This window comes from Devosia sp., from assembly GCF_965229025.1.
In the GTDB taxonomy this organism is placed as follows: Bacteria; Pseudomonadota; Alphaproteobacteria; order Rhizobiales; family Devosiaceae; genus Devosia_A.
Map to the genome: position 1 here is coordinate 2,684,850 of NZ_OZ245853.1, position 21,811 is coordinate 2,706,660.

The 21,811-nt window shown below is 62.6% G+C and carries 22 protein-coding genes; 9 read left to right on the forward strand and 13 right to left on the reverse strand.

Annotated features, from left to right (window positions below; all coding sequences use genetic code 11):
• Window positions 1–13: 13 nt before the first annotated feature.
• Entirely contained in the window at window positions 14–1,507 is a 1,494-nt protein-coding gene (locus tag ACO06J_RS13110; RefSeq protein ID WP_421761164.1) for a DHA2 family efflux MFS transporter permease subunit, read from the forward strand.
• A gap of 40 nt (window positions 1,508–1,547) precedes the next feature.
• Here ACO06J_RS13110 and ACO06J_RS13115 read toward each other — a convergent pair whose 3' ends face one another.
• Together ACO06J_RS13115 and argB are read right to left on the reverse strand one after the other, a co-directional pair.
• Window positions 1,548–2,504 (reverse strand): hypothetical protein, encoded by a 957-nt coding sequence (locus ACO06J_RS13115; RefSeq protein ID WP_421761165.1) that lies wholly within the window; start codon window positions 2,502–2,504, stop codon window positions 1,548–1,550.
• 205 nt (window positions 2,505–2,709) lie between these two features.
• A complete protein-coding gene (argB, locus tag ACO06J_RS13120; protein ID WP_421761166.1) occupies window positions 2,710–3,618 on the reverse strand; it encodes an acetylglutamate kinase in 909 nt (302 codons plus the stop codon).
• Window positions 3,619–3,780: 162 nt separating this feature from the next.
• Between argB and ACO06J_RS13125 the strand changes: the two genes are divergently transcribed.
• The 5 genes from ACO06J_RS13125 (at window position 3,781) to ACO06J_RS13145 (ending at window position 7,509) form a co-directional block, all read left to right on the forward strand.
• The gene (locus ACO06J_RS13125; RefSeq protein ID WP_421762508.1) at window positions 3,781–4,320 is read left to right on the forward strand and encodes a sigma-70 family RNA polymerase sigma factor; all 540 of its coding nucleotides are present in this window, start codon (window positions 3,781–3,783) and stop codon (window positions 4,318–4,320) included.
• Complete coding sequence (locus ACO06J_RS13130) at window positions 4,317–5,036, forward strand: anti-sigma factor (RefSeq protein ID WP_421761167.1); 720 nt, start codon at window positions 4,317–4,319, stop codon at window positions 5,034–5,036. The genes ACO06J_RS13125 and ACO06J_RS13130 overlap by 4 nt, the downstream gene beginning before the upstream one ends.
• A 183-nt stretch (window positions 5,037–5,219) precedes the next feature.
• Window positions 5,220–5,783, forward strand: coding sequence for a fasciclin domain-containing protein (locus tag ACO06J_RS13135; protein WP_421761168.1), 564 nt, complete (start codon window positions 5,220–5,222; stop codon window positions 5,781–5,783).
• Between the two features lie 138 nt (window positions 5,784–5,921).
• On the forward strand, window positions 5,922–6,419 hold the full coding sequence (msrB, locus tag ACO06J_RS13140; protein WP_421761169.1) for a peptide-methionine (R)-S-oxide reductase MsrB: 498 nt from the start codon (window positions 5,922–5,924) through the stop codon (window positions 6,417–6,419).
• An 877-nt stretch (window positions 6,420–7,296) separates the two neighbouring features.
• The gene (locus tag ACO06J_RS13145; RefSeq protein WP_421761170.1) at window positions 7,297–7,509 is read left to right on the forward strand and encodes a hypothetical protein; all 213 of its coding nucleotides are present in this window, start codon (window positions 7,297–7,299) and stop codon (window positions 7,507–7,509) included.
• A gap of 10 nt (window positions 7,510–7,519) precedes the next feature.
• Here the strand turns inward: ACO06J_RS13145 and ACO06J_RS13150 are convergent, their stop codons facing one another.
• Complete coding sequence (locus tag ACO06J_RS13150; RefSeq protein ID WP_421761171.1) at window positions 7,520–8,347, reverse strand: prephenate dehydratase; 828 nt, start codon at window positions 8,345–8,347, stop codon at window positions 7,520–7,522.
• Window positions 8,348–8,593: 246 nt separating this feature from the next.
• Between ACO06J_RS13150 and ACO06J_RS13155 the strand changes: the two genes are divergently transcribed.
• Window positions 8,594–9,250: a c-type cytochrome gene (locus tag ACO06J_RS13155; RefSeq protein WP_421761172.1), complete on the forward strand. Its 657-nt coding sequence runs from the start codon at window positions 8,594–8,596 to the stop codon at window positions 9,248–9,250.
• 80 nt (window positions 9,251–9,330) lie between these two features.
• Window positions 9,331–10,278 (forward strand): 2-hydroxyacid dehydrogenase, encoded by a 948-nt coding sequence (locus ACO06J_RS13160; RefSeq protein WP_421761173.1) that lies wholly within the window; start codon window positions 9,331–9,333, stop codon window positions 10,276–10,278.
• 5 nt (window positions 10,279–10,283) lie between these two features.
• On the opposite strand, the gene ACO06J_RS13165 is transcribed toward ACO06J_RS13160, so the two are convergent.
• On the reverse strand, window positions 10,284–11,231 hold the full coding sequence (locus ACO06J_RS13165; protein WP_421761174.1) for a bifunctional helix-turn-helix transcriptional regulator/GNAT family N-acetyltransferase: 948 nt from the start codon (window positions 11,229–11,231) through the stop codon (window positions 10,284–10,286).
• Between the two features lie 13 nt (window positions 11,232–11,244).
• A complete protein-coding gene (locus tag ACO06J_RS13170) occupies window positions 11,245–12,588 on the reverse strand; it encodes a leucyl aminopeptidase family protein (RefSeq protein ID WP_421761175.1) in 1,344 nt (447 codons plus the stop codon).
• 163 nt (window positions 12,589–12,751) lie between these two features.
• Between ACO06J_RS13170 and ACO06J_RS13175 the strand changes: the two genes are divergently transcribed.
• Window positions 12,752–13,546, forward strand: a complete 795-nt coding sequence (locus ACO06J_RS13175) for a tetratricopeptide repeat protein (RefSeq protein ID WP_421761176.1) — start codon at window positions 12,752–12,754, stop codon at window positions 13,544–13,546.
• 76 nt (window positions 13,547–13,622) lie between these two features.
• Here the strand turns inward: ACO06J_RS13175 and ACO06J_RS13180 are convergent, their stop codons facing one another.
• The 8 genes from ACO06J_RS13180 to ACO06J_RS13215 all read right to left on the reverse strand — a co-directional run bounded on the left by ACO06J_RS13180 (window position 13,623) and on the right by ACO06J_RS13215 (window position 21,742).
• Window positions 13,623–14,624 carry a type II secretion system F family protein gene (locus ACO06J_RS13180; RefSeq protein WP_421761177.1) on the reverse strand — a complete coding sequence of 334 codons (1,002 nt, stop codon included), beginning with the start codon at window positions 14,622–14,624 and terminating at the stop codon, window positions 13,623–13,625.
• Window positions 14,625–14,634: 10 nt separating this feature from the next.
• A complete protein-coding gene (locus tag ACO06J_RS13185) occupies window positions 14,635–15,615 on the reverse strand; it encodes a type II secretion system F family protein (protein ID WP_421761178.1) in 981 nt (326 codons plus the stop codon).
• A gap of 9 nt (window positions 15,616–15,624) precedes the next feature.
• On the reverse strand, window positions 15,625–17,100 hold the full coding sequence (locus ACO06J_RS13190; protein ID WP_421761179.1) for a CpaF family protein: 1,476 nt from the start codon (window positions 17,098–17,100) through the stop codon (window positions 15,625–15,627).
• A gap of 15 nt (window positions 17,101–17,115) precedes the next feature.
• Window positions 17,116–18,390, reverse strand: a complete 1,275-nt coding sequence (locus ACO06J_RS13195; RefSeq protein WP_421761180.1) for an AAA family ATPase — start codon at window positions 18,388–18,390, stop codon at window positions 17,116–17,118.
• A 15-nt stretch (window positions 18,391–18,405) separates the two neighbouring features.
• Window positions 18,406–19,893, reverse strand: coding sequence for a type II and III secretion system protein family protein (locus tag ACO06J_RS13200; RefSeq protein ID WP_421761181.1), 1,488 nt, complete (start codon window positions 19,891–19,893; stop codon window positions 18,406–18,408).
• Window positions 19,893–20,786, reverse strand: coding sequence for a Flp pilus assembly protein CpaB (gene cpaB / locus ACO06J_RS13205; RefSeq protein ID WP_421761182.1), 894 nt, complete (start codon window positions 20,784–20,786; stop codon window positions 19,893–19,895). Before cpaB ends, ACO06J_RS13200 begins: the two co-directional genes overlap by 1 nt.
• Before the next feature lie 128 nt (window positions 20,787–20,914).
• Window positions 20,915–21,427: an A24 family peptidase gene (locus ACO06J_RS13210; protein ID WP_421761183.1), complete on the reverse strand. Its 513-nt coding sequence runs from the start codon at window positions 21,425–21,427 to the stop codon at window positions 20,915–20,917.
• 138 nt (window positions 21,428–21,565) lie between these two features.
• Window positions 21,566–21,742: a Flp family type IVb pilin gene (locus ACO06J_RS13215; protein WP_421761184.1), complete on the reverse strand. Its 177-nt coding sequence runs from the start codon at window positions 21,740–21,742 to the stop codon at window positions 21,566–21,568.
• Window positions 21,743–21,811: the final 69 nt, after the last annotated feature.

Genomic DNA, 21,811 nt, shown 5'->3' on the forward strand with positions numbered 1-21,811 from the left:
CATGGAATCGCTGATGTCTCAATCTTTTCATGTCCCGCAGTCGAAGGCCGATGCTGATCCCCGCCGCTGGATCGCGCTGGCCGTACTGCTGCTCGCCAGCTTCATGAATTTGATCGACGTCACCATCGTGAACGTCGCTTTGCCGAGCCTGCAGAAAAATCTCGGGGCTGACCCCAGTGAGATCGAGTGGGTGATTGCTGCCTATGTTCTCGCCTTTGCGCTGGGTCTGCTCCCGTTTGGGCGCCTGGGCGACATTGTGGGCCGCACCAAGATGTTTCTGATCGGGGTCGCGGCTTTCACCGTCGCCTCGGCGGCCTGTGGTCTGGCGCCATCCATTGAGTGGCTGATTTTCGCGCGGGTGCTGCAGGGGCTGGCCGGTGCGATCATGACTCCCCAGGTTCTGGCAATTGCTCAGGTGACGTTTCCACCTGAGGAGAAGGGGCAGGCCTTTTCGCTGTTTGGCCTCAGCGCCGGCCTTGCTGCCGTCACCGGCCCCATTCTCGGCGGTCTGCTGATCGCGAGCGATATTGGCGGACTCGACTGGCGTCCGATTTTTCTGGTTAACGTTCCAATTGGCATCCTCGCCGTCATTGCGGGCTGGTACCTCATCCCCCGCACACCCGGCCATCCCGACCTCAAGAACGACTACGTCGGCATAACCCTGTTCGGCCTTGCCAGCGTTGCCCTTGTCTACCCGCTCATTGAAGGCCGTACTCTCGGTTGGCCGCTTTGGATCTGGGGCCTTATCGGCGTTGCGCTGGTTCTGACCGCGCTGTTTGTTCTCTGGCAACGCCGACAGGCGACCGCAGGGGCGCCGCAGCTGCTCAACTATAGCTTGGTTTCCAATCCCAATTTCCTGCTCGGCATCCTCGTGACCACCATCTTTGCCTCGGGCGTGCCGGCGATGTTCATGGTTATCTCGCTGATGCTCCAATCCGGTTTCGGCTTCACGCCGCTGCAGTCGGGGCTGGTCAACACGCCGTTCTCGGTTGGGGTGCTGACCGTGTCACTGTTCATCGGGCGGCTTGGGCAGCGCTATCTGCGGGCCCGCCTCGCCGGTGGAGCGGGGCTGCTGGTGATCGGCATTACCTGGCTCGATGTGGTGATCCGCGGGCTTGGGGATACCGCCGATCACTGGGCTTTCCTCCCCCCGTTGCTGGTTGCGGGCATTGGCCTTGGCATGGGCTTTTCTGGGCTGTTCCAGGCCATCCTCTCTGGCGTTCCGCCGCGTGACGCTGGGGCTGGATCGGGTGCCTTGCAGTCATTCCAGCAAGTGGGCGGCGCGATCGGCGTTGCGCTGGTGGGCGAGATATTCTTCCCACTCTTGTCCATTGGGTTTGCCGCCGGTGGAAAGGCGCAGGCGGTGTTTTCGAGCGCAGCCAGCAGCGCCATCCTCTACCAGATCGTCTCCTTCAGCCTCGTCGTGGTGCTGGTTCCGTTCCTCAAGATCAAACTGCCGCCGCAAGGGGCCGCCCGACCGCCGGTCACGGTTGCCGTGGAGGCCTGATGTTGATCAGGGGCCGCCCACACACGCCCCCAGCGACGCCCTATTGGTTCAGCCATGGCGTTTCCGCGCTCCAGAAGATGGCGTTGACGCCGAGGTAGTCGGTTGCGAAGTCGGTGAACTCGTCGCGGGTGAATGGCTTGCCGGTCTTGTCGTTGACATAGGCAAGCGTTGGCTCCTGCACCGCCATGCCCACAAAGCCGAGCTTGCCTTTGTACTGATGGAAGAACGGGTATGAGTTCTTCATCTGCCCCTTTCGCCAGGGAACGATGTCCGGGCCGCCGAGCCCGATGTCGTGTGCTTCTGCGAAAGCGAACAGGCGGCTCATGTAGGTGTGGTCGTTCTCCCACTCGCACGGCCAGAAGTTGACGTATTGCACCACGTGCGATTGCGAGAATGCTGCGCGGGCAGCGCCGAGATTTTCCAACTCCGCGTTGAAATAGGCGTCGCAGGAGAACCCTGGCCGCTTCTGGTCCTCGCTGACATCGATCGCCGTTTCGGGCAGGTTGACCGCGAACACGCGGCCATCGAAGGCCTTGCCGAGTGCCGTGAGGAGCGCCTGATAGCGGGCGCGGACCTCTGGGTTCCACTGCATCGCGGTCCAGCCATAGCCTTCTGCTTTGCCCTCCTCCTGTTGCGGCACCAGTCCGCCGCCATATTTGCGCTCGCGCAGCATGTAGTCGGGGATGTTCCGCGCTTGCGGCGAGAAGAACCGGTCCTGCACCTGGATCACCAGTTGCTTGCCCAATGCCTTTGCGGCGGCGAGATCGGCCTCGATCATGGAGAAATCGTACTGGCCTTCCTTCGGTTCCAGCAGCCGCCAGTTGTAGACCACTTGCACCCCGGAAATGTCGGGCCGTTTCAGGATCGCCATATGGTCCTGCAACTCGCCGGCGCTGGTATAGAGATAGTTGGCGGGCTGCTTGGCCTGGTCGCCGAGGGCTTGCCCGAAGCTGAAGAGAACCAGTGCGCTGGCGGCGAATGTGGCGATGCTGTTCAAGGAGATGCTCCAATCAGTCCGTTCGATCGCCTCGTCGCATTGAGGCGGGGCCGTACTGAGGGCAGGAGCGGGCCCATATGTGGCATTTGATGGAAATTCGAAGCGATTGGTTAGCCAAAGGTAACTATCCACAGCCCCCAAAGTCCGGACCCGAAATGCAAAGGGCGCCGGTAGGCGCCCTTTAAATCTCAACGGCTGTTGGCTTTCAGCGGACGATAAGGGTGCCCGCACCGTGCTCGGTGAACAACTCGACCAGCACCACGTGCGGGGTCTTGCCGTTGAGGATCACCACGCCCTCGACGCCGCTTTCGAGCGCTTCAAGGCAGGTCTCAACCTTGGGGATCATGCCGCCCGAGATGGTGCCGTCGGCGATCAAGGCCTTGGCATCGCGCACCGTGAGCTCGGGGATCAGCTTCTTTTTGGCATCGAGCACGCCGTCGACATCGGTGAGGAACAGCAGGCGCTTGGCACCGAGCGAGCCGGCGATGGCACCGGCAAACGTGTCGGCATTGATATTGTAGGTAGCGCCATCACGACCAGGGGCGACCGGTGCGATGACCGGGATCATCTCGGAGCGGGCGAGAAGATCGAGCAGCGTGCGATCGACTTCCGCCGGCTCGCCGACAAAGCCCAGGTCGAGCACGCGCTCAATGGACGAACCCGGGTCGCGGACAGTCTTGTTGGCCTTCCTCGCAAAGACCATGTTGCCGTCCTTGCCACAAAGCCCGATGGCCCATTCGCCTTCGGCATTGATCAGCGCCACGATCTCTTTGTTGATCGAGCCGGCCAGCACCATTTCCACCACTTCCATGGTGCGCTGGTCGGTGACGCGGAGTCCGCCTTCGAACTTCGATTCAATGCCGAGCTTGGCCAGCATCGAGGCAATCTGTGGCCCGCCGCCGTGGACGACGATCGGATTGACCTTGGATTGCTTCAATAGCGCAATGTCTCGCGCGAAGGCCTTGCCGAGCGAAAGTTCGCCCATGGCATGGCCACCGTATTTCACCACGACGGTCTTACCCTCGTAGCGCTGCATATAGGGCAGGGCCTGCGAGAGAATTGCGGCGTCGCGAGAGAAGCTTTCGATATCGGGCATGGCGCGTTTGCTGCTCATTATGGCTTCGTCCTATAGCGCATTGTGGGCCGGTGAAAAGCGCTTTTAGACGCTTGCGGTCTTCAACAGCCCAATAGCGAAGATTTCGTGACGGAGGGCCACAGAAGTCCCAGCAGGGGTAGGCAGATTCGTGGCCTAAGGCTAAGCTTGTTTTCGATGACCATCGCCAGTTCCGAGATTGCTGATTTGATCGCCCGCACCGCGCTGCGGGATCGCGGAGCGTTTCGCGATCTCTATGCCCGCACCAGCGCGAAACTTTTTGGCGTGACGCTGCGTATCTTGAGGGACAGATCGGAAGCCGAAGAGGCGCTCCAGGAGGTCTATGTCAAGATCTGGCAACGCGCCGACCGCTATGTGGTGGGTGGCTATAGCCCGATCAGCTGGCTGGTCGCGGTCGCCCGCAACCATGCCCTTGACATCCTCAGGGCCCGCAAGCCGGTTAGCGATGATATCGAGCTCGCGCTTGATGTGGCCGATGGCGCGCCTGACCCAGAGCAGGCGACCCTCGACCAGGCCGAGCGCACGCGCATCCACGGCTGCCTCGAACAACTCGAGGCCGACAAGGCCGATTGCGTACGGGGAGCCTATCTCGATGGCTTCAGCTACGACGAACTGGCGGAGCGCCATAAGGTGCCTCTGAATACGATGCGAACCTGGCTCCGGCGGAGCCTGTTGAAATTGAGAGAGTGTCTTTCGGCATGAGCCAGGACAGTGACCAGAGCGGCGGTTTGGACGGGGACCAGGTCCTCGTCGCCGAGTATGCGCTCGGCCTGCTGAACGCTGAGGAGCATGCGCTGGTTGCCACACGGCTGCGGCGCGAGCCGGCGCTTGCCCGCGAATTGAGCATCTGGAACTCACGACTGAGCAGCCTCGACACCGAGTTTGCCGAAGTCACCCCACCTTCCGCCGTCCTCGGCAGGATCGAAACGCGTCTGTTCGGCGCATCGGCTCCAACGGGACTTGCCGGCTGGTGGAACTCGCTGACGCTGTGGCGCGGCCTTGCTGGTGCCGCGCTCGCCGTGGCGGTCGTGGCTGTGGGCATTAATATCGCGCAGCCGCGGCTCAGCCCGCAGGACATGGCATCGCAACTGGTCGCCGCCCTCAAGGCCGAGGGCAGCGACGTGAGTTTCGTGGCGCTCTACAATCCCGCCACCGGAAGTGTCCGCTTGACATCGCTCAGTGGCGCTGCCGTGCCGGAGAAAGATTTTGAGCTCTGGGCCATCGAAGGCAAGAATGCGCCGATTTCGATGGGCGTGATCCCCATCAATGCGCGCTCCGAAGTGAAAATCCCAGAAGCAGCCCTCAAGGGCTTCGGCGAAGGCGCTGTGTTGGCCATCACGCTCGAACAAAAGGGCGGCTCGCCTGACGGCACGCCCAAGGGCCCGGTTGTTGCCGCCGGCACGGCAACGGCAATCTGATTCCGATTTGTTATTTAGCAACCGAAGGTGCGCGCTACGATGCGGCCTTTGCGGCAGATCACATTCGGAGAGAAAATATTCATTGTCGCAATCTGCAATCGAAGCGAAACTTTCTCTGAACCCCTGCCGTTGTTCCTCATGTCCAACCGCTGCAAGAGCGGGACCCAAGGAAGGAACAAAACAATGAAGCTCTCCACCCTGCGCGTTATTGCGCTGTCGACTGTGCTTTCGATCTCCGCCATCGCTGGCGTTGCTTATGCCGAGAACCCGATGGTTGGCGGCGCACCGATGTCCGAGACCAAGGACATCATCGACAATGCCGTCAATTCTGCTGACCACACCACGCTCGTCGCTGCCGTCAAGGCTGCCGGCCTGGTCGATACGCTGAAGGGCCCCGGCCCGTTCACCGTTCTTGCCCCGACCAACGAAGCCTTCGCCGCTCTGCCGGCCGGCACCGTTGACGACCTGCTGAAGCCCGAGAACAAGGACAAGCTCGTCAAGATCCTGGCGTGCCACGTAATCCCCGCCAAGGCACTCGCTGCTGACATCACGAAGATGGCGATGGATGACGGCGGCGTGCACATGGTCGACACTGTCGGCGGCTGCAAGCTGGCCCTCAAGGCAGCTGACGGCAAGGTGACCATCACCGACGAAACCGGTGGCGTTGCCAACGTGACGATCGCTGACGTGATTCAGTCGAACGGCGTGATCCACGTCATCGACAAGGTGCTTCTCCCCAAGATGTAACCTTCGCAGCTTCTGCTGCGAACTGGTTATCGACACCAAGGCGTGTCCCGTCCCAGATCGGGGCGGGACACGCTCTTTTGAGATGAACCGTCATCGGTAACTCGCTAGGCTCACTTGCGCGCCAGAAAGGTCGATCCCATGCAGATTTCTCGTCGTTTCCTGGTTTCTGGAGGAACAGCCGCAGTTGCGCTCGTTGCTGCGGCAGTTTTCCTGCGCCCGGTGGGCGGCTCCCGCGCCGCTGAGGGCAAGTTCGAGGTGAGCTTCACCGAGGCCGAGTGGAAGGCCAAGCTCTCGCCGGAGGCTTTCGAGGTCCTCCGGCACGAAGATACCGAGTATCCCGGCACTTCGCCGCTTCTGAACGAGCACCGCGCCGGAACCTTCGATTGTGCCGGCTGTGCCCTGCCGCTGTTTGACTCTGCAACCAAATATGACAGTGGCACCGGCTGGCCAAGCTTCTACCAGCCGCTTGAAAACGCCGTAGAGCAATCCACCGACAGCAAGCTCGGCTATGTGCGCAATGAAGTGCATTGCCGCCGTTGTGGTGGGCACCTTGGTCACGTCTTCGACGACGGCCCGCAGCCGACGGGCCTCCGCTATTGTATGAACGGCGTAGCGCTGAGCTTTACCCCGGCCTGACGGCCCCAGAATTTTCGTGACGACCTCCCAACTGGCCTCCGGATGCAGATCCGGAGGTCTTCTTGTTTCTGACATGTTGAAGCGCCCGACCGCCATGGGCGTCGGGGATGATGGCAGTGAAGCGGGGCCGGCGAGGCGTTGGCCTCGACGCGGGTAGACCGCAAATGGGGTGAGGCTCCAGCCATTCGAGCGTAGCTCTCATGGCCTCCCTTCTCTCGAAAAGCTCCACTGGAGCTTTTCGTCGGCAAAGCCGAACGTTCGGGAGTCTCGCCGGCCGACCGGGGTTTTGGGCTTATGCCATGGGAGGCCGGGTGCATCCGTGCCGCATCGCGAGAGGTCTGGGGGGCAGAACTTTGGCAGCCTAGCCGCAAGAGTCCTGCTGGTCCCGGCCGCGTTATGCCGCGCAGCCTTGACCCCCTGGACCCTCCGGCATCGGAGAGCCCTCGCGTTGGTAGCGACGTCACCGGCGAACCGGTGCATCCCGCCATGGTTTGGGCCTGGAATGCAGCGACCCGCACCCCACCCGATCCCCCTCACACCAACCACTCGTCATCATCTCGCTTCGATGCGATGGGTGGGAGGAGAATACAGCAAGTGGAGAGGGTGGGGATAAGTGGGGGTAAGTGACGGATACGGCGCTCTCGAAACGCTATTTCTCCATCTCACCGCACGTCATCCCTGCGAAGGCAGGGACCCAACTCTCCATCCGCGCCGGCTGATGCTTGGGTCCCAGCTTTCGCTGGGATGACATCGAGTGGGGGCGGCGGCCGACGAAGACCGGATGCCTCCCGCTTCGTGAACAGCGGACAGCTGCGGCGGTCAGGGCTTGTTAATGTTCTGGGGGGCATCCTTTCGGGGTCAGCCAGGAGGTTGTCGGATGAAAGCTATGCGTGTTGCGCCAGAATTGCTGGCGATGAGCCGGATGCAGAGGGCAGCGGGCCGGGAGGCCGGGGCGCCACTTTATCTGCCGGCGTTTGAAACGCTCATTCTCAAGGCCGAAGAACACGGCCGCGATGAGGACGAGGACCAGTACGGCGTTGCCGCCGAGGGATTTATCCTCGGCGATGACGAGGACGACGACTTCTACTGAGTGCCGCGACCTAGATCTTTCCTGCGGGATAGACGCCCAGGATATGGAAGTGGTCGGTGAAGAACTGCAGCTCCTCGAAGGCCAGTTGCAGCGACCGGTCGGTCGGGCGGCCCTCGACATCGGCGTAGAACTGGGTGGCGGTGAATGAGCCATCCAGCATGTAGCTTTCGAGCTTGGTCATGTTGACGCCGTTGGTGGCAAACCCGCCCATCGCCTTGTAGAGCGCCGCAGGAACGTTGCGGACACGGAAGACGAAGGTGGTCTTGACCTTTTCGACACTAGGCGCCGGCTCCTCGGCGGTGCGCGAGATGGCGAGGAAGCGGGTGGTGTTGTGCGCCGCGTCCTCGATATTGGGTGCCAGCAGATTGAGGCCGTAAATTTCACCAGCAAGGCGCGAGGCGATGGCCGCGACGGACTTGTCGCCGCGCTCGGCGATTTCGCGGGCGGAGCCGGCCGTATCGCCGCCATTGATGGTGGTGAGGTGGTGCTCGGAGATGAATTTGCGGCACTGGCCGAGGGCCACCGACAGCGACTGTACCGACTTGATATCGGCCATGGTGGCACCGGGCACGGCGAGGAGGTTCATTTCGACCCGCAGGAAGTGCTCGCCGGTAATGTGGAGGCCGCTTTCGGGCAGAAGGTGGTAGATGTCGGTGATGCGGCCATAGAGCGAGTTTTCCACCGGCACGACGCCGCGATCGGCGGCACCGGACTGCACGGCGGCGATCGTATCCTCGAAGGTGACGCAGGGAAGCGCTTCGTCATGGGGGAAAAGCGCGTGCACAGCGGCATGGCTGAAGGCGCCGGGTTCGCCCTGGAATGCGATCTTCTTGGTCATGGTGCGGCGCCTTTGGTGACAAACGCGGCACTAATGCCGCCGTGCCGGGTGGCGAGTCAACCGGGGCTGCCAAAGCTGGCCGCCCGATATTGTCGCAGAGGCGGGAAACCCCGTTGCGCGGCCGATGGGGACAGACTATCTTCCGCGCGCGTCGGGACAGGGGCTTGAAGCGCCGGGCGGGCCTTTTGGGGCCTTTCGCTGTTCCGCCGTCTGCAAAACCGGCGGAAGAAGGCTGAGATACCCTCAATGGATTCGTTTCAACTCAACAAGATCATCGGCGCCATTCTCGGCACCCTGCTGTTCGTCATGGGCGTAGGGTTCCTTGCGGAAGCCATCTACCACCCCATCGAGGGTCGCGGTGCAGGCTATGCCCTGCCCGAACCAGAAGCGGCGGAAGCCGGTGGAGCCGCTGCGCCTGCCGTGGCGGAAGTGCCGCTCGCCGTGCTGCTGGCCAGCGCCGACCCGGTTCAGGGTCAGGCTTCGGTCAAGAAGTGCCAGAGCTGCCACAATTTCGGTGCTGGCGAAGCCAACAAGACAGGCCCGCTGCTCTACGGCGTGGTCGGGCGCCCCGAGGGCAGCCACGAGGGCTTTGCCTATTCGGAGGGCATGCTGGAGCACAACAAGGCCGGCGAGATCTGGACCTACGAGAATCTGAACACCTTCATCACGGCTCCGAAGGCCTATGTGAAGGGGACAAAGATGAGCTTTGCGGGCGTCAAGGACCCGGCCGAGCGCGCCAATATCCTCGCCTATCTGCAGACGCTTTCGCCGACACCCGTGCCGTTCCCGGTAGCGGATGCGACTGCGGCTCCTGCGGCGGATGCGACTGCAGCACCGCCGGCTGACGCAACTGCTGCTCCGGCGGCTGACGCAACGGCGGCTCCTGCCGCGACGTCGCCCTGAGACCAGTCGACGCTGATCGATAAAAAGCCGCGCTCAGCAACGGGTGCGGCTTTTGTTTGCGCGCTTATAGGGAGAGTGTGATGGCCTTGCTGCTGCATCTGGCGGATTTCAACGAACGGCGCTGGGCGGACGGGTTCGCGGCGGCACTGCCGGGCCACAAGGTGGTGACGCGGGCTGACGCCTACGACCCGAAAGAGATCGAGTACATCTTCATCTGGAAGCCCAAGCCGGACGCCTTTGCGGGGCTGAGCAACCTTAAGGCGATCCTGTCGCTGGGCGCGGGTGTGGATGCGCTGCTGCGCAACCCGTCGCTGCCCGATGGCGTGCCGATTTCGCGGTTCATGGATGACGACCTGACGCGGCGAATGAGCGACTATGTGCTGGCGCAAGCGACCATGCACCAGCGGCTGTTCACCCGGTTCAAGCGCGACCAGCAGGCGCGCGTGTGGAAGCAGCTTTACCCGGCGCCCGCCTGGGACACGAGCGTCGGGATCATGGGGCTAGGCAGCCTCGGTACGGACGCGATCAGGCATTTGAAGGTGTTCGGGTACAAGTTGAGGGGCTGGAGCCGGACGGAAAAGCAGATCGAGGGCGTGGAGACGTTCGCCGGTGCGGAGCAGTTCGACGCGTTCCTTGCGGGGACCGATATCCTCGTCAACCTGCTGCCGCTGACGGCGGAGACGCAGGGTATCCTCAATTTCGAGACGTTTTCGAAGCTGAAGCGTGGCGGGATCGACGGTACGGGGCCGGTGGTGATCAATGCCGGTCGTGGCGGACACCAGAAGGAAGCGGACCTCGTCAAGGCGCTGACCGATGGGACGCTGGGGGCGGCGAGCCTCGATGTGTTCGAGGTCGAGCCCCTGCCCCAGGACAGCCCGCTCTGGGCACTCGACAATTGCTACATCACCCCGCATATCGCGGCCGCTTCGAGCGAGCGGACCGGGGTGGCATATTTTTCAAAGGCGATTGTCGACTTCGAGGCGGGAAGGCCGCTGCCCAGCGTGGTGGACCGGACGCGGGGGTATTGAGGCGGCTAGAACTCGAGTTCCCAGTACTCGCCGACAAGGTCCTTGCCGAAGCTGTGGTGGGGGCCGGATTCGACGAGTTTGAAGCCGGCGGCGGAGTAGATGCGGCGGGCTGAGGTGAGGACGGATTGGGTCCAGAGGCGGAGACGGGCGTAGCAGTTGCGGCGGGCGAAATCGATCGATTGCGCCACGAGCATGGTGCCGATGCCGGCGCCGCGCGCCGCAGGCTCAACGTAGAGCATGCGCAGTTGCGCCGTTGACGGGCGGGTCGCGTGGGGGGTGACGAAGACCGAGCCCAGCACCTCGCCACCACGATCGGCGACCCAGAGGGCGCGGGGCGGGTTATTCGGCGCGGCCTGGAACTCGGAGTAGATGCGGGCGATGAGCCCTTCAAACTCGGCGTTCCAGCCGTGCTGCTCATTGTAAAGCACCGCCTGGCGATGGATGAGCCAGCCGAGTTCGCCAACCCGCTCGGGCCGGAGGACGACGGCGCCTTCACTGGCTGAGGAATCGCCGAGGAGGGTGCGGATGCGTTGCATCATGGCGACCAACTCGGCGCGCTCGGGACCGGAGAGCGGCGCCAGCATTTCGCGCATTGCGGCATTGGAGCCGGCGTTCAGAGAGTCGACCGTCGCGTCGCCATCGCGGCTCAGCGCGATGCTGTTCTGCCGGCGATCGTTCGGGATGGGCGAGAGGACGACAAGTTCGAGCGCCAGGAACTTCTGCAGGAGGCGGCTGAGATACGCGCGATCGAGACCGAGAGAACGGCTGAGATCGGCGGCGGTGGCGTGGCCGAGATGGCTGATCTCGTAGAGCACACGCGCTTCGGTGAGGCTGAAAGGGCTCCAGACGATGTGCTCGTTCAAGAGCCCGATCTGCCGCGTATAGAAGCGGTTGAAAGCGCGAATGGCGTCGGTTTGATCGTCATCATCCATGATGATGACAGGGTCATTCATTTAGTTGACGATGTCAACTATAGCGCTGTTTGAGGTAGGTGTAGACGGCACGGATGCCCTGGTCGGTGCCACCGAAGGGGCGGCCGGCGCGGGCCTCGGGGGCCCAGCCATAGATATCGAGATGGACCCAGGCAGCGGCGTTCCTGACGAAGCGGCGGAGGAACAGGGCTGCTGTGATCGAGCCAGCGAAGCCGCCCTGCCCGGCATTGTTCACATCAGCGATGCGTGAGGAGATCATCGACTCGTAGTTGGCCCAGAGCGGCATGTGCCAGAGGGGATCGTCGGATGTGATACCAGCAGTCATCAAGGCTGCGGCCACGGCATCGTCGGTTGCGTAAAGCGGCGGCAATTCGGGGCCGAGGGCGGTGCGCGCCGCGCCGGTAAGGGTTGCCATGTCGAGGAGCAGTTCTGGGCTTTCCTCATCCGCGAGGGACAGGGCGTCGGCGAGAATGAGGCGGCCTTCGGCATCGGTGTTGCCGATTTCGACGCTGGTGCCGTTGCGCGCGATGAGCACGTCACCGGGACGGAAAGCGGGGCCGGAGATAGCGTTTTCGACGACGGGGATGAGGACGCGCAAGCGGACCTTGAGGCCAGCATTGATGATGGTATGGGCAAGGCCTAGAATGTTGGCGGCGCCGCCCATGTCCTTTTTCATCAGCAGCATGGAAGAGGACGGCTTGATGTCGAGCCCGCCGGTATCGAAGGTGACGCCCTTGCCGACCAACGTGACTTTGGGAGCGGCAGGATCACCCCAGGAAAAATCGAGGAGACGTGGGGGCTCTGCGGCGGCGCGGCCGACGGCGTGAATCAGCGGGAAATTCTGGGTGAGCAGATCGTCACCGACGATCGACTTGAGCTCGAGGCCATGGCGGGTGGCGAAGGCTTCGATCTCGGCCGCGAGCGCATTGGGGCCGAGGTCGTTGGCGGGGGTGTTGATGAGATCGCGCGCGAGGAAAGCGGCAGCGACGAGCCGGTCCAGTTCGGCGGCATCAGCACCTTCCGGCGTATCCAGCGTCACAGCGACTTTTGGCTTGCGGTAGCGGTCGAAGCGGTAGGCGCCGAGGCGGAAGCCAAGTGCGGCGAGGTGCGGATCGCCGACAGCACCGGCGAGATGGTAGCGCCCGGGCTCAAGTGCTGCTGCGGCGAGGCCAAGAACCAGTGGCGGACGACCGGCGGCGGTTCCGAGGCCGAAGAGGTAACCGGCGACCGCGTGGTCTTCACCGGGGAGCGCCAAGAGGCGGCCGCGCTGTCCCGAAAAGCCATTGGCTTCGGCCCAGCGGGACTGAGTGGGGGTGATCCCTGACGGGGCCGCCTCCCCTTCCGCGACGCAGATCAGTGGCAGGGACTTGGTGGCCATGGGACATATCCATTGCAAAGCGGTGCATCCGGTTTAGCGCCTTGGCACGGGCGGCGCAATTGCGCCGGGGCCGGCTTTTAACCCGCTGTTAGGGTTAATCATTTATTGCTTGGGTCGGGCTCGGACGTGTGTCGCGTTGGCTTTACCCGAGGAAGTTTTCGTGTTGTCCCGCAGATCTCAAATCCTGACGCCGCTCCGCGGCTTGTTGCTGGTTGGCGTTGCAGCGCTGGCGCTATCCGGCTGCGCCATGAACCCGACGACGACGGGCAGCATCGGCACGCCGCCTGACTTCACGGCGCAGACACCTGACCAGCGGCAGATTGCGTTGCAGCAGTTGGCGGCCCACTACAAGAAAAACCCGGGAGACCGGGCGACGATCATCTATTATTCTGCGGCGCTCAGGGCCAATGGCCAGAACGAGCAGGCCGTCGCCGTGCTCGAAGCGGGCATCAGCAAGTTCAAGAACGACATGGCGATCGAGATCGCCTACGCCAAGGCGCTGGCATCGGCGGGACGGTTCGAGCAGGCGCTGAACATCATCGAGACTGCGATCGATCCGACCAATCCGGATTGGAACGCACTGCTGGTCAAGGGCGCGATCCTCGACCAGAGCGGCAAGAACGTCGATGCGCGTGACGTCTACGCGACGGCGTTGAAAATTGCGCCAGACCAGCCGTCGCTGCATGCCAACCTTGGTCTCTCCTTTGCGATGACCAACAACCTCGATCAGGCAGAGTCCGAGTTGCGGCTCGCGGTGAAGCTCCGCGGCGCCACCAGCCAAGTGCGGCAAAACCTGGCGCTTGTTGTGGGCCTGCAGGGCCGGTTCGACGAGGCGCGGGCGATGTTTGCCGCTGAATTGCCGCCGGCACAGGTGGAGGCCAACATGAGCTATATCCGGGCATTACTGACCCAGCAGAACCGGTGGGACCTGATAAAGGGCGCCAAGGGCCAAGGCTGAGCCTTCCGCGCATTCAATGCAAAAATAAGGGCGCCTCACGGGCGCCCTCTTTGTTTTTAGTCCCCACCCAGTGACGTCAGCTCAGGTGCACGTTCTGCGAGAAGACGCGGATCATGGCGGGCGAGATGATAACGATGAACAGTACCGGCAGGAAAAACAGGATCAGCGGCACGGTGAGCTTGGGCGGCAACGAGGCGGCTTTCTTTTCGGCTTCCATCATACGGGACTCGCGGCCTTCTTCAGCCATGACGCGCAGTGAGGTGCCGACGGAGGTGCCGTAGCGATCGGCCTGGATGAGCGAGGTCATCACTGACTTGACGTTGTCGAGGCCGGTGCGGCGGGCGAGGTTTTCGTAAGCCCGGGTGCGGTCTTCGAGAAAGCTCAGTTCTGCGGTGGTCAGCGTCAGCTCTTCGGCGAGCTCGACGCTCTGACTGCCGATTTCCTTGGCGACCCGCTTGAAGGCGTGTTCGACCGACATACCAGATTCAACGCAGAGCAGCATCAGATCGAGGGTATCTGGCCAGGCACGGCGGATCGATTGCTGCCGCTTCTGGGTCTTGTTCTTCAGCATGAGGTTAGGCAGGTAGGCTCCAACCAGCCCGAGAAAGAGCGCATAGAGCGCATTCATCCACAGCGGCCGATCGGCAAACAGCGACAGGCTCATCCAGGCGAAGCTGAGGGTGAACAGCGCGAAGGGGGTGACGAAGCGCATGAACAGGAAAGTGGTCATGGCGCCCTGCGTGCGGTAGCCGGCGCGGGCCAGGGCATCCGCAGTGTTCTCATCGCGGAAGGCCTTTTCGAGCGAGAACCGCTCGACGATGTTCTTCATGTAGCTGCGGCCGGCGGCCTGGCGGATGGACCGGGGGCCCTGATCCTTGCCGGTGCCTCGCAGGCGCGACATTTCCTCGGCGCGGAGCTTTTCGCGTTCCAGCGCAACCCGGCGGATGCGCTGGCGCATGTTGGAGCCGCCGGAAAAGAACGTCACGCCGATCGAAAACACCGCAGCAGCAGCTGCCACAGCAGCGAGCACGGCGATGAGGAATTTTGGGTCGGTAAGGGTATTGATCAGGCTTTGCATGGTCTCGCCCTCAGATATCGAACTGGATCATGCGGTTCATGATGAAGCCGCCCATAAACATCATCACGGCTGCGACGCCGAGACAGATCTGGCCGACCTGGGTCTCGACCAGTGGCAGCAGATAGGTCGGCGTGGTGAGCGACACCAGAATTGCGACGATTATAGGCAGCGAGCCGATGATGCCGGCCGAGGCCTTGGCTTCGGACGACATCGCCTTGACCTTGAGCTTCATCTTCTTGCGGTTACGCAGGACGCGCGCGAGGTTGCCCAGCGCTTCGGAGAGGTTGCCGCCCGCCTGGCCCTGCACGGTGATGACGACGACAAAGAAGTTCACTTCGGGCAGCGGCACGCGCTCGAACAGCACCACCACTGCTTCTTGGATCGATTTGCCGACGGACTGCTGGTCGATGACCTTCTGGAACTCGGACTTGATGGGCTCCTTGGCCTCCTTGGCCACGAGACGCATCGAATCGTTGAGCGGCAGGCCGGACTTCACACCGCGCACGATGGCTTCGACGGCGTTGGGAAGTTCGTCGAGAAACTGGTTCTGGAACTTCTTGCGGCGGCGGTTGAGATACATGCGCGGCAGCAGATAGCCGCCGGCGAGCCCGAAGATCAGGCAATAGATCAGCTCGACCTGAAGGAAAAAGCACAGGGCAAACAGCGCCACACCCAGGATCACCGAGTTGCGGATGAACCCTGCGGGCTTGAGGCGCATCCCGGCCTGATAGAGACGGGCCTGAAGCGGAATGCGCTTTTTCTGCTTTTCGAGCGCAGCAGTCTGTGTCCGCAGCGTCTGCTGGATGTCCTTGCGGCGGGTGTCGCGATTACGCGCGGCGCTGCTCTCGCGGCGGTTGGCCTGGATGTCGCCCTGCATGGCCTTGATGCGCTTGTCGACGCGGCCGCCGCCCCCGAGAAGGGAGGGGATCAGGGCGAAGCCCAAGGCTCCGACGCAGACAACGGCGAGAAGAGCGTAAACAATTGCGTTCATCGGGGACCCTTACGCACCAAGGATTTCCTGCTGCTCGATATTGGAGCGCTCCAGCGCCTCGATCAGGTTGGCTTCCTCGTTGAAGTAGCGGGCGCGCTCGGCGAAGTTGGGCTTGGTGATGCCGGTGGAGCGGTGGCGGCCGATCAGGTTGCCGTTCGAGTCCTCGCCCAGGATGTCGTAGAGGAAGATGTCCTGCGTGACGATGACGTCGCCTTCCATGCCCAGCACTTCGGAAATGGCGGTGATGCGGCGCGAGCCATCGCGAAGACGTGCGGCCTGCACCACGACGTCGATCGAGGAGACGATCATTTCCTTGATGGTACGGCTGGGGAGCGAATAGCCGCCCATGGTGATCATCGATTCAAGACGCGACAGGGCTTCGCGCGGGCTGTTGGAGTGGAGCGTGCCCATCGAACCATCGTGGCCGGTGTTCATGGCCTGCAGCAGATCGAAGGCTTCCGGTCCGCGCACTTCGCCCACGATGATGCGTTCAGGGCGCATACGCAGGCAGTTCTTGACCAGATCGCGCATGGTGATCTCGCCTTCGCCCTCGAGGTTGGGCGGGCGGGTTTCGAGACGCACGACGTGCGGCTGCTGCAGCTGCAGTTCGGCCGAATCCTCGCAGGTGATGACGCGCTCGTCCTTTTCGATGAAGCCGGTGAGGCAGTTGAGGAGCGTGGTCTTGCCCGAACCGGTACCGCCGGAGATCAGGATGTTGGCGCGGACACGGCCGAGGATGCGGAGCACCTCGGCGCCTTCGGGCGAGATGGAGTTGTATTTGACGAGCTGGGCGAGGGTCAGCTTGTCCTTTTTGAACTTACGAATGGTGAGCGCGGCGCCATCAATGGCGAGCGGCGGGGCGATGACGTTGACGCGGGAGCCGTCTGGGAGGCGCGCGTCGCAAATCGGGGAGCTTTCATCGACGCGGCGGCCGACCTGGGACACGATGCGCTGGCAGACGTTCATCAGGTGCGCGTCGTCGCGAAAACGGACGTTGGTGAGCTTCACCTTGCCGCCGACTTCGATGTAGCACTTCTGCGACCCGTTCACCATGATATCGGCGATGTCGTCGCGGGCCAGCAGCGGCTCGAGCGGGCCGTAGCCGAGCACGTCGTTGCAGATGTCCTCGAGCAGGTCTTCCTGCTCGGAGATCGACATGACGATAGATTTGAGCGCGATGATTTCGGCGACGATATCGCGGATTTCCTCGCGCGCCGCGTCCTGCTCCATGGTTGCAAGCTGGCTAAGATCGATAGAATCGATCAGCGCATTGAAGATCGCCGACTTGGTCTGGAAGTATTCCTTGTCGCGCTGAATGGCCTCGGGCGTGCGGACATCGATGACTTCGTTGTCGCGCTTGGGCGCCTCGGCAGAGCGCGCCAACTCGGTGCGCGCCGCCTGCACGACCGGCGCCGGCGTGGGCCGTTGCGTGGAAGACATCGCGCCGGGGGTGTTACCGCCGAAAGTGGTGCGCTTACCGAACATCTAAAAACCAGCCTTTCAGGCCCGCTTGCGCTTGAGGAACGACGGGAGCTTGAGGCTCGCCTTTCCAGCGCTGCGCTCGGGAGTGTTGCGACCGGTCACGTGCATGCCGATCAGGCGGAAGATCTCGTTGGCGCGGTTGTTGGCCGCGACCTCGGCGATCATCTGCCCATTGTTGGCGGCGGTACCGAAGGTTGCCGCATCAAAGCCGATCTGGCCAAGGAGCTTGCACTCGACCGAGGTGGCGAACTCGGTGGGGGAAATCTCGGGCCGGCGGGGCACGCCAACGCGGTTGATGACTAGGAGGGGCTCGGACTCGGTGGGGCGGAGGGCCTTGATGGTGTCGGAGAGGTTCTTGGCGTTGCGCAGGTTGGCAAGATCGGGCTCGGCGACGATGATGATCTCGTCGATCGCAGCGATGGTCTGGCGCACCCAGGCGCTCCAGATGTGCGGGATATCGAGGATGACGACGGGGGTGGTCTTCTGGCTCAGCTCGATGATCTGCTCGAACTCGCGCTCCTCGAAATCGAAGGTCTTGTCGAGGACCACAGGCGCCGTCAGCAGGTTGACGTGGTTGGCGGCCTTGGAGGTCAGACGGTCCAGCATGGTCTGGTCCATCTTCTGGCTCGCGCCAATAGCGTCGGCGATGCCGTGGGGCGGGTCCTGGTTGAAGTTCAGCCCGGCGGTACCGAAGGCGAAATCCATGTCGAGGATCAGCACATCCTGGCGCAGGTATTGCGAGATGGCCCAGGCGGTGTTGTGGGCAACCGTGGAGGAGCCGGCGCCGCCCTTGGCTGCGACAAAACCAATGGTGCGGCCGATGGGTGCTGCGCCATCGGCGGCAAACAGCTCGGTAATCACCGAGACGATGGCCGAGGCACTGGTGGGGAGCACGATGTATTCGGAGACGCCGGAGCGGATCAGTTCGCGGTAGAGCACCACATCGTTGACGTGGCCGAGGACGATGAGGCGCGTGGTGGCATCGCAGACTTCGGCGAGGCGCTCGAGGGCGCCAGGGATCTCGTCGGTCGGGAGCGAGGTTTCGACAAGGATCAGATTGGGCGTGGGGTTGGACTTGTAGGTCTCGATCGCCCCATCCAGCCCGCCATTGTGGGTGGTAAGCGCCACCTTGGACATGCGCCGGTCGTGCACGGCCGATTCAACCAGTTGCGCGGTCTGCGAATGCTCGCAGAACGCCTGGATGGTGATGCGGGGGACCAGACGTGCGCCCATGGCGACGTCGACCGCTGCTTCTTCGCCGGATTTGCCGCCGTCGCGGTTGAGGATACTCATGACACCTTCACTCCATCAATCCAGCAGAAAGCCGACCTGGCCGTTGTAGCTGCCGCGCGTCCCGGCCGGACCGACGCCGTACATGCTTTCCATATGCCCGAGGAAAGTTGCTTCCGCGTCACCAGCAAAGGTCAAACCGTCCGTAGGCAAGGCAGGCTTTTCTCCGGCCTGGGCGAAATAGGGGGTGACGAGCACCACCAGTTCGGTACGGCTATGGATGTAGTCACGCGAGCGGAACAGGGCGCCGAGGATTGGGATGTCGCCCAGGCCCGGCAGCCGGTTGATCTGCTGGCGCGTGCTGTCCTGCAGCATGCCGCCGATGGACAGTGTCTGGCCGACCCCAAGTTCCACAGAGGTCTTGGCCTGGCGGTTCTTGGTGGCGGGAATGGTGATACTGCCGACGGTGAAGCCGCCCTCAGTGGTCGGTTCAGACACAGACGTGTCGATCACAAGGCCGATCGTGCCGCCCGACTTGATCGTCGGCGTGAACTTCAGCTTCACCCCGAACTCTTTGAACGTATAGGTGATCTTGCCGTTTGAATCGACGTCGGTGGGCACTGGGAATTCGCCACCAGCGAGGAATTCCGCCTCGGCGCCAGACATGGCAGTGAGCGTAGGCTCGGCCAATGTGCGCAGCGCACCGTGGCGCTCCAGGGCCTTGAGGGTAGCCTTGATATCGAGCCCACCTGAGCTGAAGCCTGCTGTCAGCGCGTTGTTGGTGATGGTGTTGGAGGAACCACCCAGCGGCTGGGTGGAGACAATGCCGGTGGTGAGGTTTCCAGCGTCATAGCTGCCAGTGAGATTGATCCCCAGTTGCTTGACGACTTCGCGCTGCACTTCGGCGACGGTGACCTTGAGCATGACCTGCTGCGGGCCGCCGACGGATACGACACTGGCGACATTCTTTTCGTCACCTGCGAACTGGGTCGCAATGGTGACGGCCTTGTTGACGTCATCGGCGCTGTCAGCGTAGCCGGACAGGACGACGCGGTTGACGACATTACCGTCACTGTCGACCAGTTGTACCGACTCCACCTCGATGTGGGAGCCGGGAAGCACACGCTGGAAGGTTTCGCGCAGGGCCGAGGCAACAGTCGACGCGGCCCCCTTCACGCTGACATCCATCACGGCGATGGTGCGGCCGGCAGCATCGAGAAAGAAGATGTTGGTATCGCCCGAGCCGGTCGACTGGATCACGGCGCGACGCTTGCTGCGCAGGATTGCGTTCGCGACGGACGGCTGGGAGACGATGACCTCCTGCACGTCCACGGGCAGGTCGAGGATGATCGACTTGTTGATCCCCATGGCGACGCTCTTGGTGGCGCCAATGGCGTTCGAGGCGATCTTGATCTGGCTGACCTCAGCGCCAAATGCCTGGTTCATGCCGAGCGGGGCGAGGCAGCAGACGCCGCCAAGCACCAGGGCAAGGGCGGCCAGTCGCAAGGCGTTAGCCTGAATGTAACGGCGAGCGGGGGTCGAGTGCATCACGATATCCTCACGCATCAGTTCACCTGGCCTTGGGTGACTTCAACCGCAGGCGGGCGCATGCCGTCGGTATTGACCTCAGCGGTCTGTTCCGAGCCGCTGGCTGTCGTCACGTTGCTATCCTTGCCGGCCCGAATGAGGCGGATGGCCTTGTTGGTCTGGCGAACAGGGTCCTGGCCGGCGGCGACGGTGTAGTCAGCGATCGAGCGCAGGGCGAGCGAGAGCGTGCCGACCTTGGTGGCATTGATGACCAATTCGCCCTGTGCCGGGGTGAGCTCCAGGGTTGCGATCGCGGTCTGCTGGAACACATCGGCTGTCGGATCGGCAGGATCCTTGGGCTGGCCGGTGGTACCGGTTTCACCGAGGCGCTTGTCTATGGCGAGCACCTTGATGTTGGTCAGGATCGTCTCGGACTGGGTGGAATTGTTGCTGGAGGCGTGGCTGAGCACGATATCGACCCGGTCGTTGGGCATGATGTAGCCGCCGGCGGCAGCGCCTGGATCGACCTGAACGGAAACGCCGCGCATACCCTGAGCGAGAACTGCAGACATATAGCCCTGCTCGGTGCGCACCAGCTTAGCTTCCATGATCGGCTCGCCGGGGAAGAATTCGAAGCGCGCCACGGCGCCGCTCATCTGGTCAAGGGCATCGGGAAGCGCCTGCTTGTTCACGTATTCGGGCCGCACGGCGAGTTCGGGCCAGTCCTGCCACTCGACGGTCTCGGCACTGAGCCGCTGGCCGACGCCGATAACGGTCTTGGCCACCAGGATCTGCGCCTTGGCTTCCTGAACGATCTGCGTGGGACCGGCGACTTCGACGGTCTGGGGCGCATCGCCGCGGGTGGCGAGGAAGGCCGCAAGGCCACCTGCGAGCAGGGCCACCAGCAAGAGGATAATGCGCGAGGCTTTCATCGCCTGTACTCCACTCCAGCGAACGCTCCTGCGCCCGGTACACTGCAGTCAACTATCCGGGCAAAGGGTCAAAGTTTGGTTAATCGTTGCTTGTCAATTACAGTTAACGAGAACTTCCCGTCCGCTGTTCAGGCCATGAAGTGCTGAAAGATCACGCTATCGGGGTAAACCAGCAGCCCAGCTGCGGCGAGCGCGATGCCGTAGGGGACACCGGACTTGGAGTTGTGCAGCCGATCGACCCAGGTGATGGCGCGCAGGCGCTCTGGCAGGGGCCAGCGGCGGGCCGCGAGGATCAAGAGGGTAAGGGCGCCGCCCAGCAACGACGCATAAACGATGTAGGGCAGCATGGCGGAAAAGCCGAGCCAGAGCGTTGTTGCGGCAGCCAGCTTGGCGTCACCACCCCCGATCCAGCCAAAGGCGAAAAAGGCGAATGCCACGACCAGAACGACCGCCGCGCACGCCAAGTGAATGCCGATTTCAGCGAGAGGCAGCCCGACGATGAGCGCCAGGGCGAAGAAGCCGAAAGTGGTCAGCAGGACCACACGATTGGAAATCCGCATGGTCAGCAGATCCGAGGAGGCGGCGAACGCCATCAACAGCGGAAAGACCAGCAGAGGAATAATGGTAAGAAGTGCTTGCATGTCGGCCCGGTGGCTGGTGGACCGGGTGCCCGGCCGTTACCCGCAGTCTTGAACCGGCATGGTTAATAAAGCCAAAACGAAAGAAGGGGGCCGCGGAGCCCCCTTCGTAATTTCCAGTGGCTTGATTGCAGAGAGCAATCAGCTGGTGGTTGCGGCGTCGAGCTTGGTCGAGATCTTGTTGAACAGGCCAGACAGGCTGCCACCGAGAGTGGTGGCGGCGACGATGATACCGACGGCGATGAGCGCGGCAATCAGGCCGTATTCAATCGCGGTAGCGCCGGACTCGTCATTCACGAAACGAGCGACAGTGTTCATTTGTTGGCTCCTTGCACACGTCATTAAGTGACAGCATCAGGTGATGCGTCAGCACCGTTCGATACGTCA

What these genes read in the sequence shown, in the direction of transcription:
- ACO06J_RS13180 (WP_421761177.1), bottom strand. Translation starts at nt 14,624, where the DNA reads ATGCAAAGCCTGATCAATACCCTTACCGACCCAAAATTCCTCATCGCC.
- ACO06J_RS13185 (WP_421761178.1), bottom strand. Translation starts at nt 15,615, where the DNA reads ATGAACGCAATTGTTTACGCTCTTCTCGCCGTTGTCTGCGTCGGAGCC.
- argB (WP_421761166.1), bottom strand. Translation starts at nt 3,618, where the DNA reads ATGAGCAGCAAACGCGCCATGCCCGATATCGAAAGCTTCTCTCGCGAC.
- ACO06J_RS13210 (WP_421761183.1), bottom strand. Translation starts at nt 21,427, where the DNA reads ATGCAAGCACTTCTTACCATTATTCCTCTGCTGGTCTTTCCGCTGTTG.
- ACO06J_RS13170 (WP_421761175.1), bottom strand. Translation starts at nt 12,588, where the DNA reads ATGGCCACCAAGTCCCTGCCACTGATCTGCGTCGCGGAAGGGGAGGCG.
- ACO06J_RS13165 (WP_421761174.1), bottom strand. Translation starts at nt 11,231, where the DNA reads ATGAATGACCCTGTCATCATCATGGATGATGACGATCAAACCGACGCC.
- ACO06J_RS13110 (WP_421761164.1), top strand. Translation starts at nt 14, where the DNA reads ATGTCTCAATCTTTTCATGTCCCGCAGTCGAAGGCCGATGCTGATCCC.
- ACO06J_RS13130 (WP_421761167.1), top strand. Translation starts at nt 4,317, where the DNA reads ATGAGCCAGGACAGTGACCAGAGCGGCGGTTTGGACGGGGACCAGGTC.
- ACO06J_RS13190 (WP_421761179.1), bottom strand. Translation starts at nt 17,100, where the DNA reads ATGTTCGGTAAGCGCACCACTTTCGGCGGTAACACCCCCGGCGCGATG.
- ACO06J_RS13200 (WP_421761181.1), bottom strand. Translation starts at nt 19,893, where the DNA reads ATGCGTGAGGATATCGTGATGCACTCGACCCCCGCTCGCCGTTACATT.
- ACO06J_RS13155 (WP_421761172.1), top strand. Translation starts at nt 8,594, where the DNA reads ATGGATTCGTTTCAACTCAACAAGATCATCGGCGCCATTCTCGGCACC.
- cpaB (WP_421761182.1), bottom strand. Translation starts at nt 20,786, where the DNA reads ATGAAAGCCTCGCGCATTATCCTCTTGCTGGTGGCCCTGCTCGCAGGT.
- ACO06J_RS13160 (WP_421761173.1), top strand. Translation starts at nt 9,331, where the DNA reads ATGGCCTTGCTGCTGCATCTGGCGGATTTCAACGAACGGCGCTGGGCG.
- msrB (WP_421761169.1), top strand. Translation starts at nt 5,922, where the DNA reads ATGCAGATTTCTCGTCGTTTCCTGGTTTCTGGAGGAACAGCCGCAGTT.
- ACO06J_RS13195 (WP_421761180.1), bottom strand. Translation starts at nt 18,390, where the DNA reads ATGAGTATCCTCAACCGCGACGGCGGCAAATCCGGCGAAGAAGCAGCG.
- ACO06J_RS13135 (WP_421761168.1), top strand. Translation starts at nt 5,220, where the DNA reads ATGAAGCTCTCCACCCTGCGCGTTATTGCGCTGTCGACTGTGCTTTCG.
- ACO06J_RS13145 (WP_421761170.1), top strand. Translation starts at nt 7,297, where the DNA reads ATGAAAGCTATGCGTGTTGCGCCAGAATTGCTGGCGATGAGCCGGATG.
- ACO06J_RS13215 (WP_421761184.1), bottom strand. Translation starts at nt 21,742, where the DNA reads ATGAACACTGTCGCTCGTTTCGTGAATGACGAGTCCGGCGCTACCGCG.
- ACO06J_RS13150 (WP_421761171.1), bottom strand. Translation starts at nt 8,347, where the DNA reads ATGACCAAGAAGATCGCATTCCAGGGCGAACCCGGCGCCTTCAGCCAT.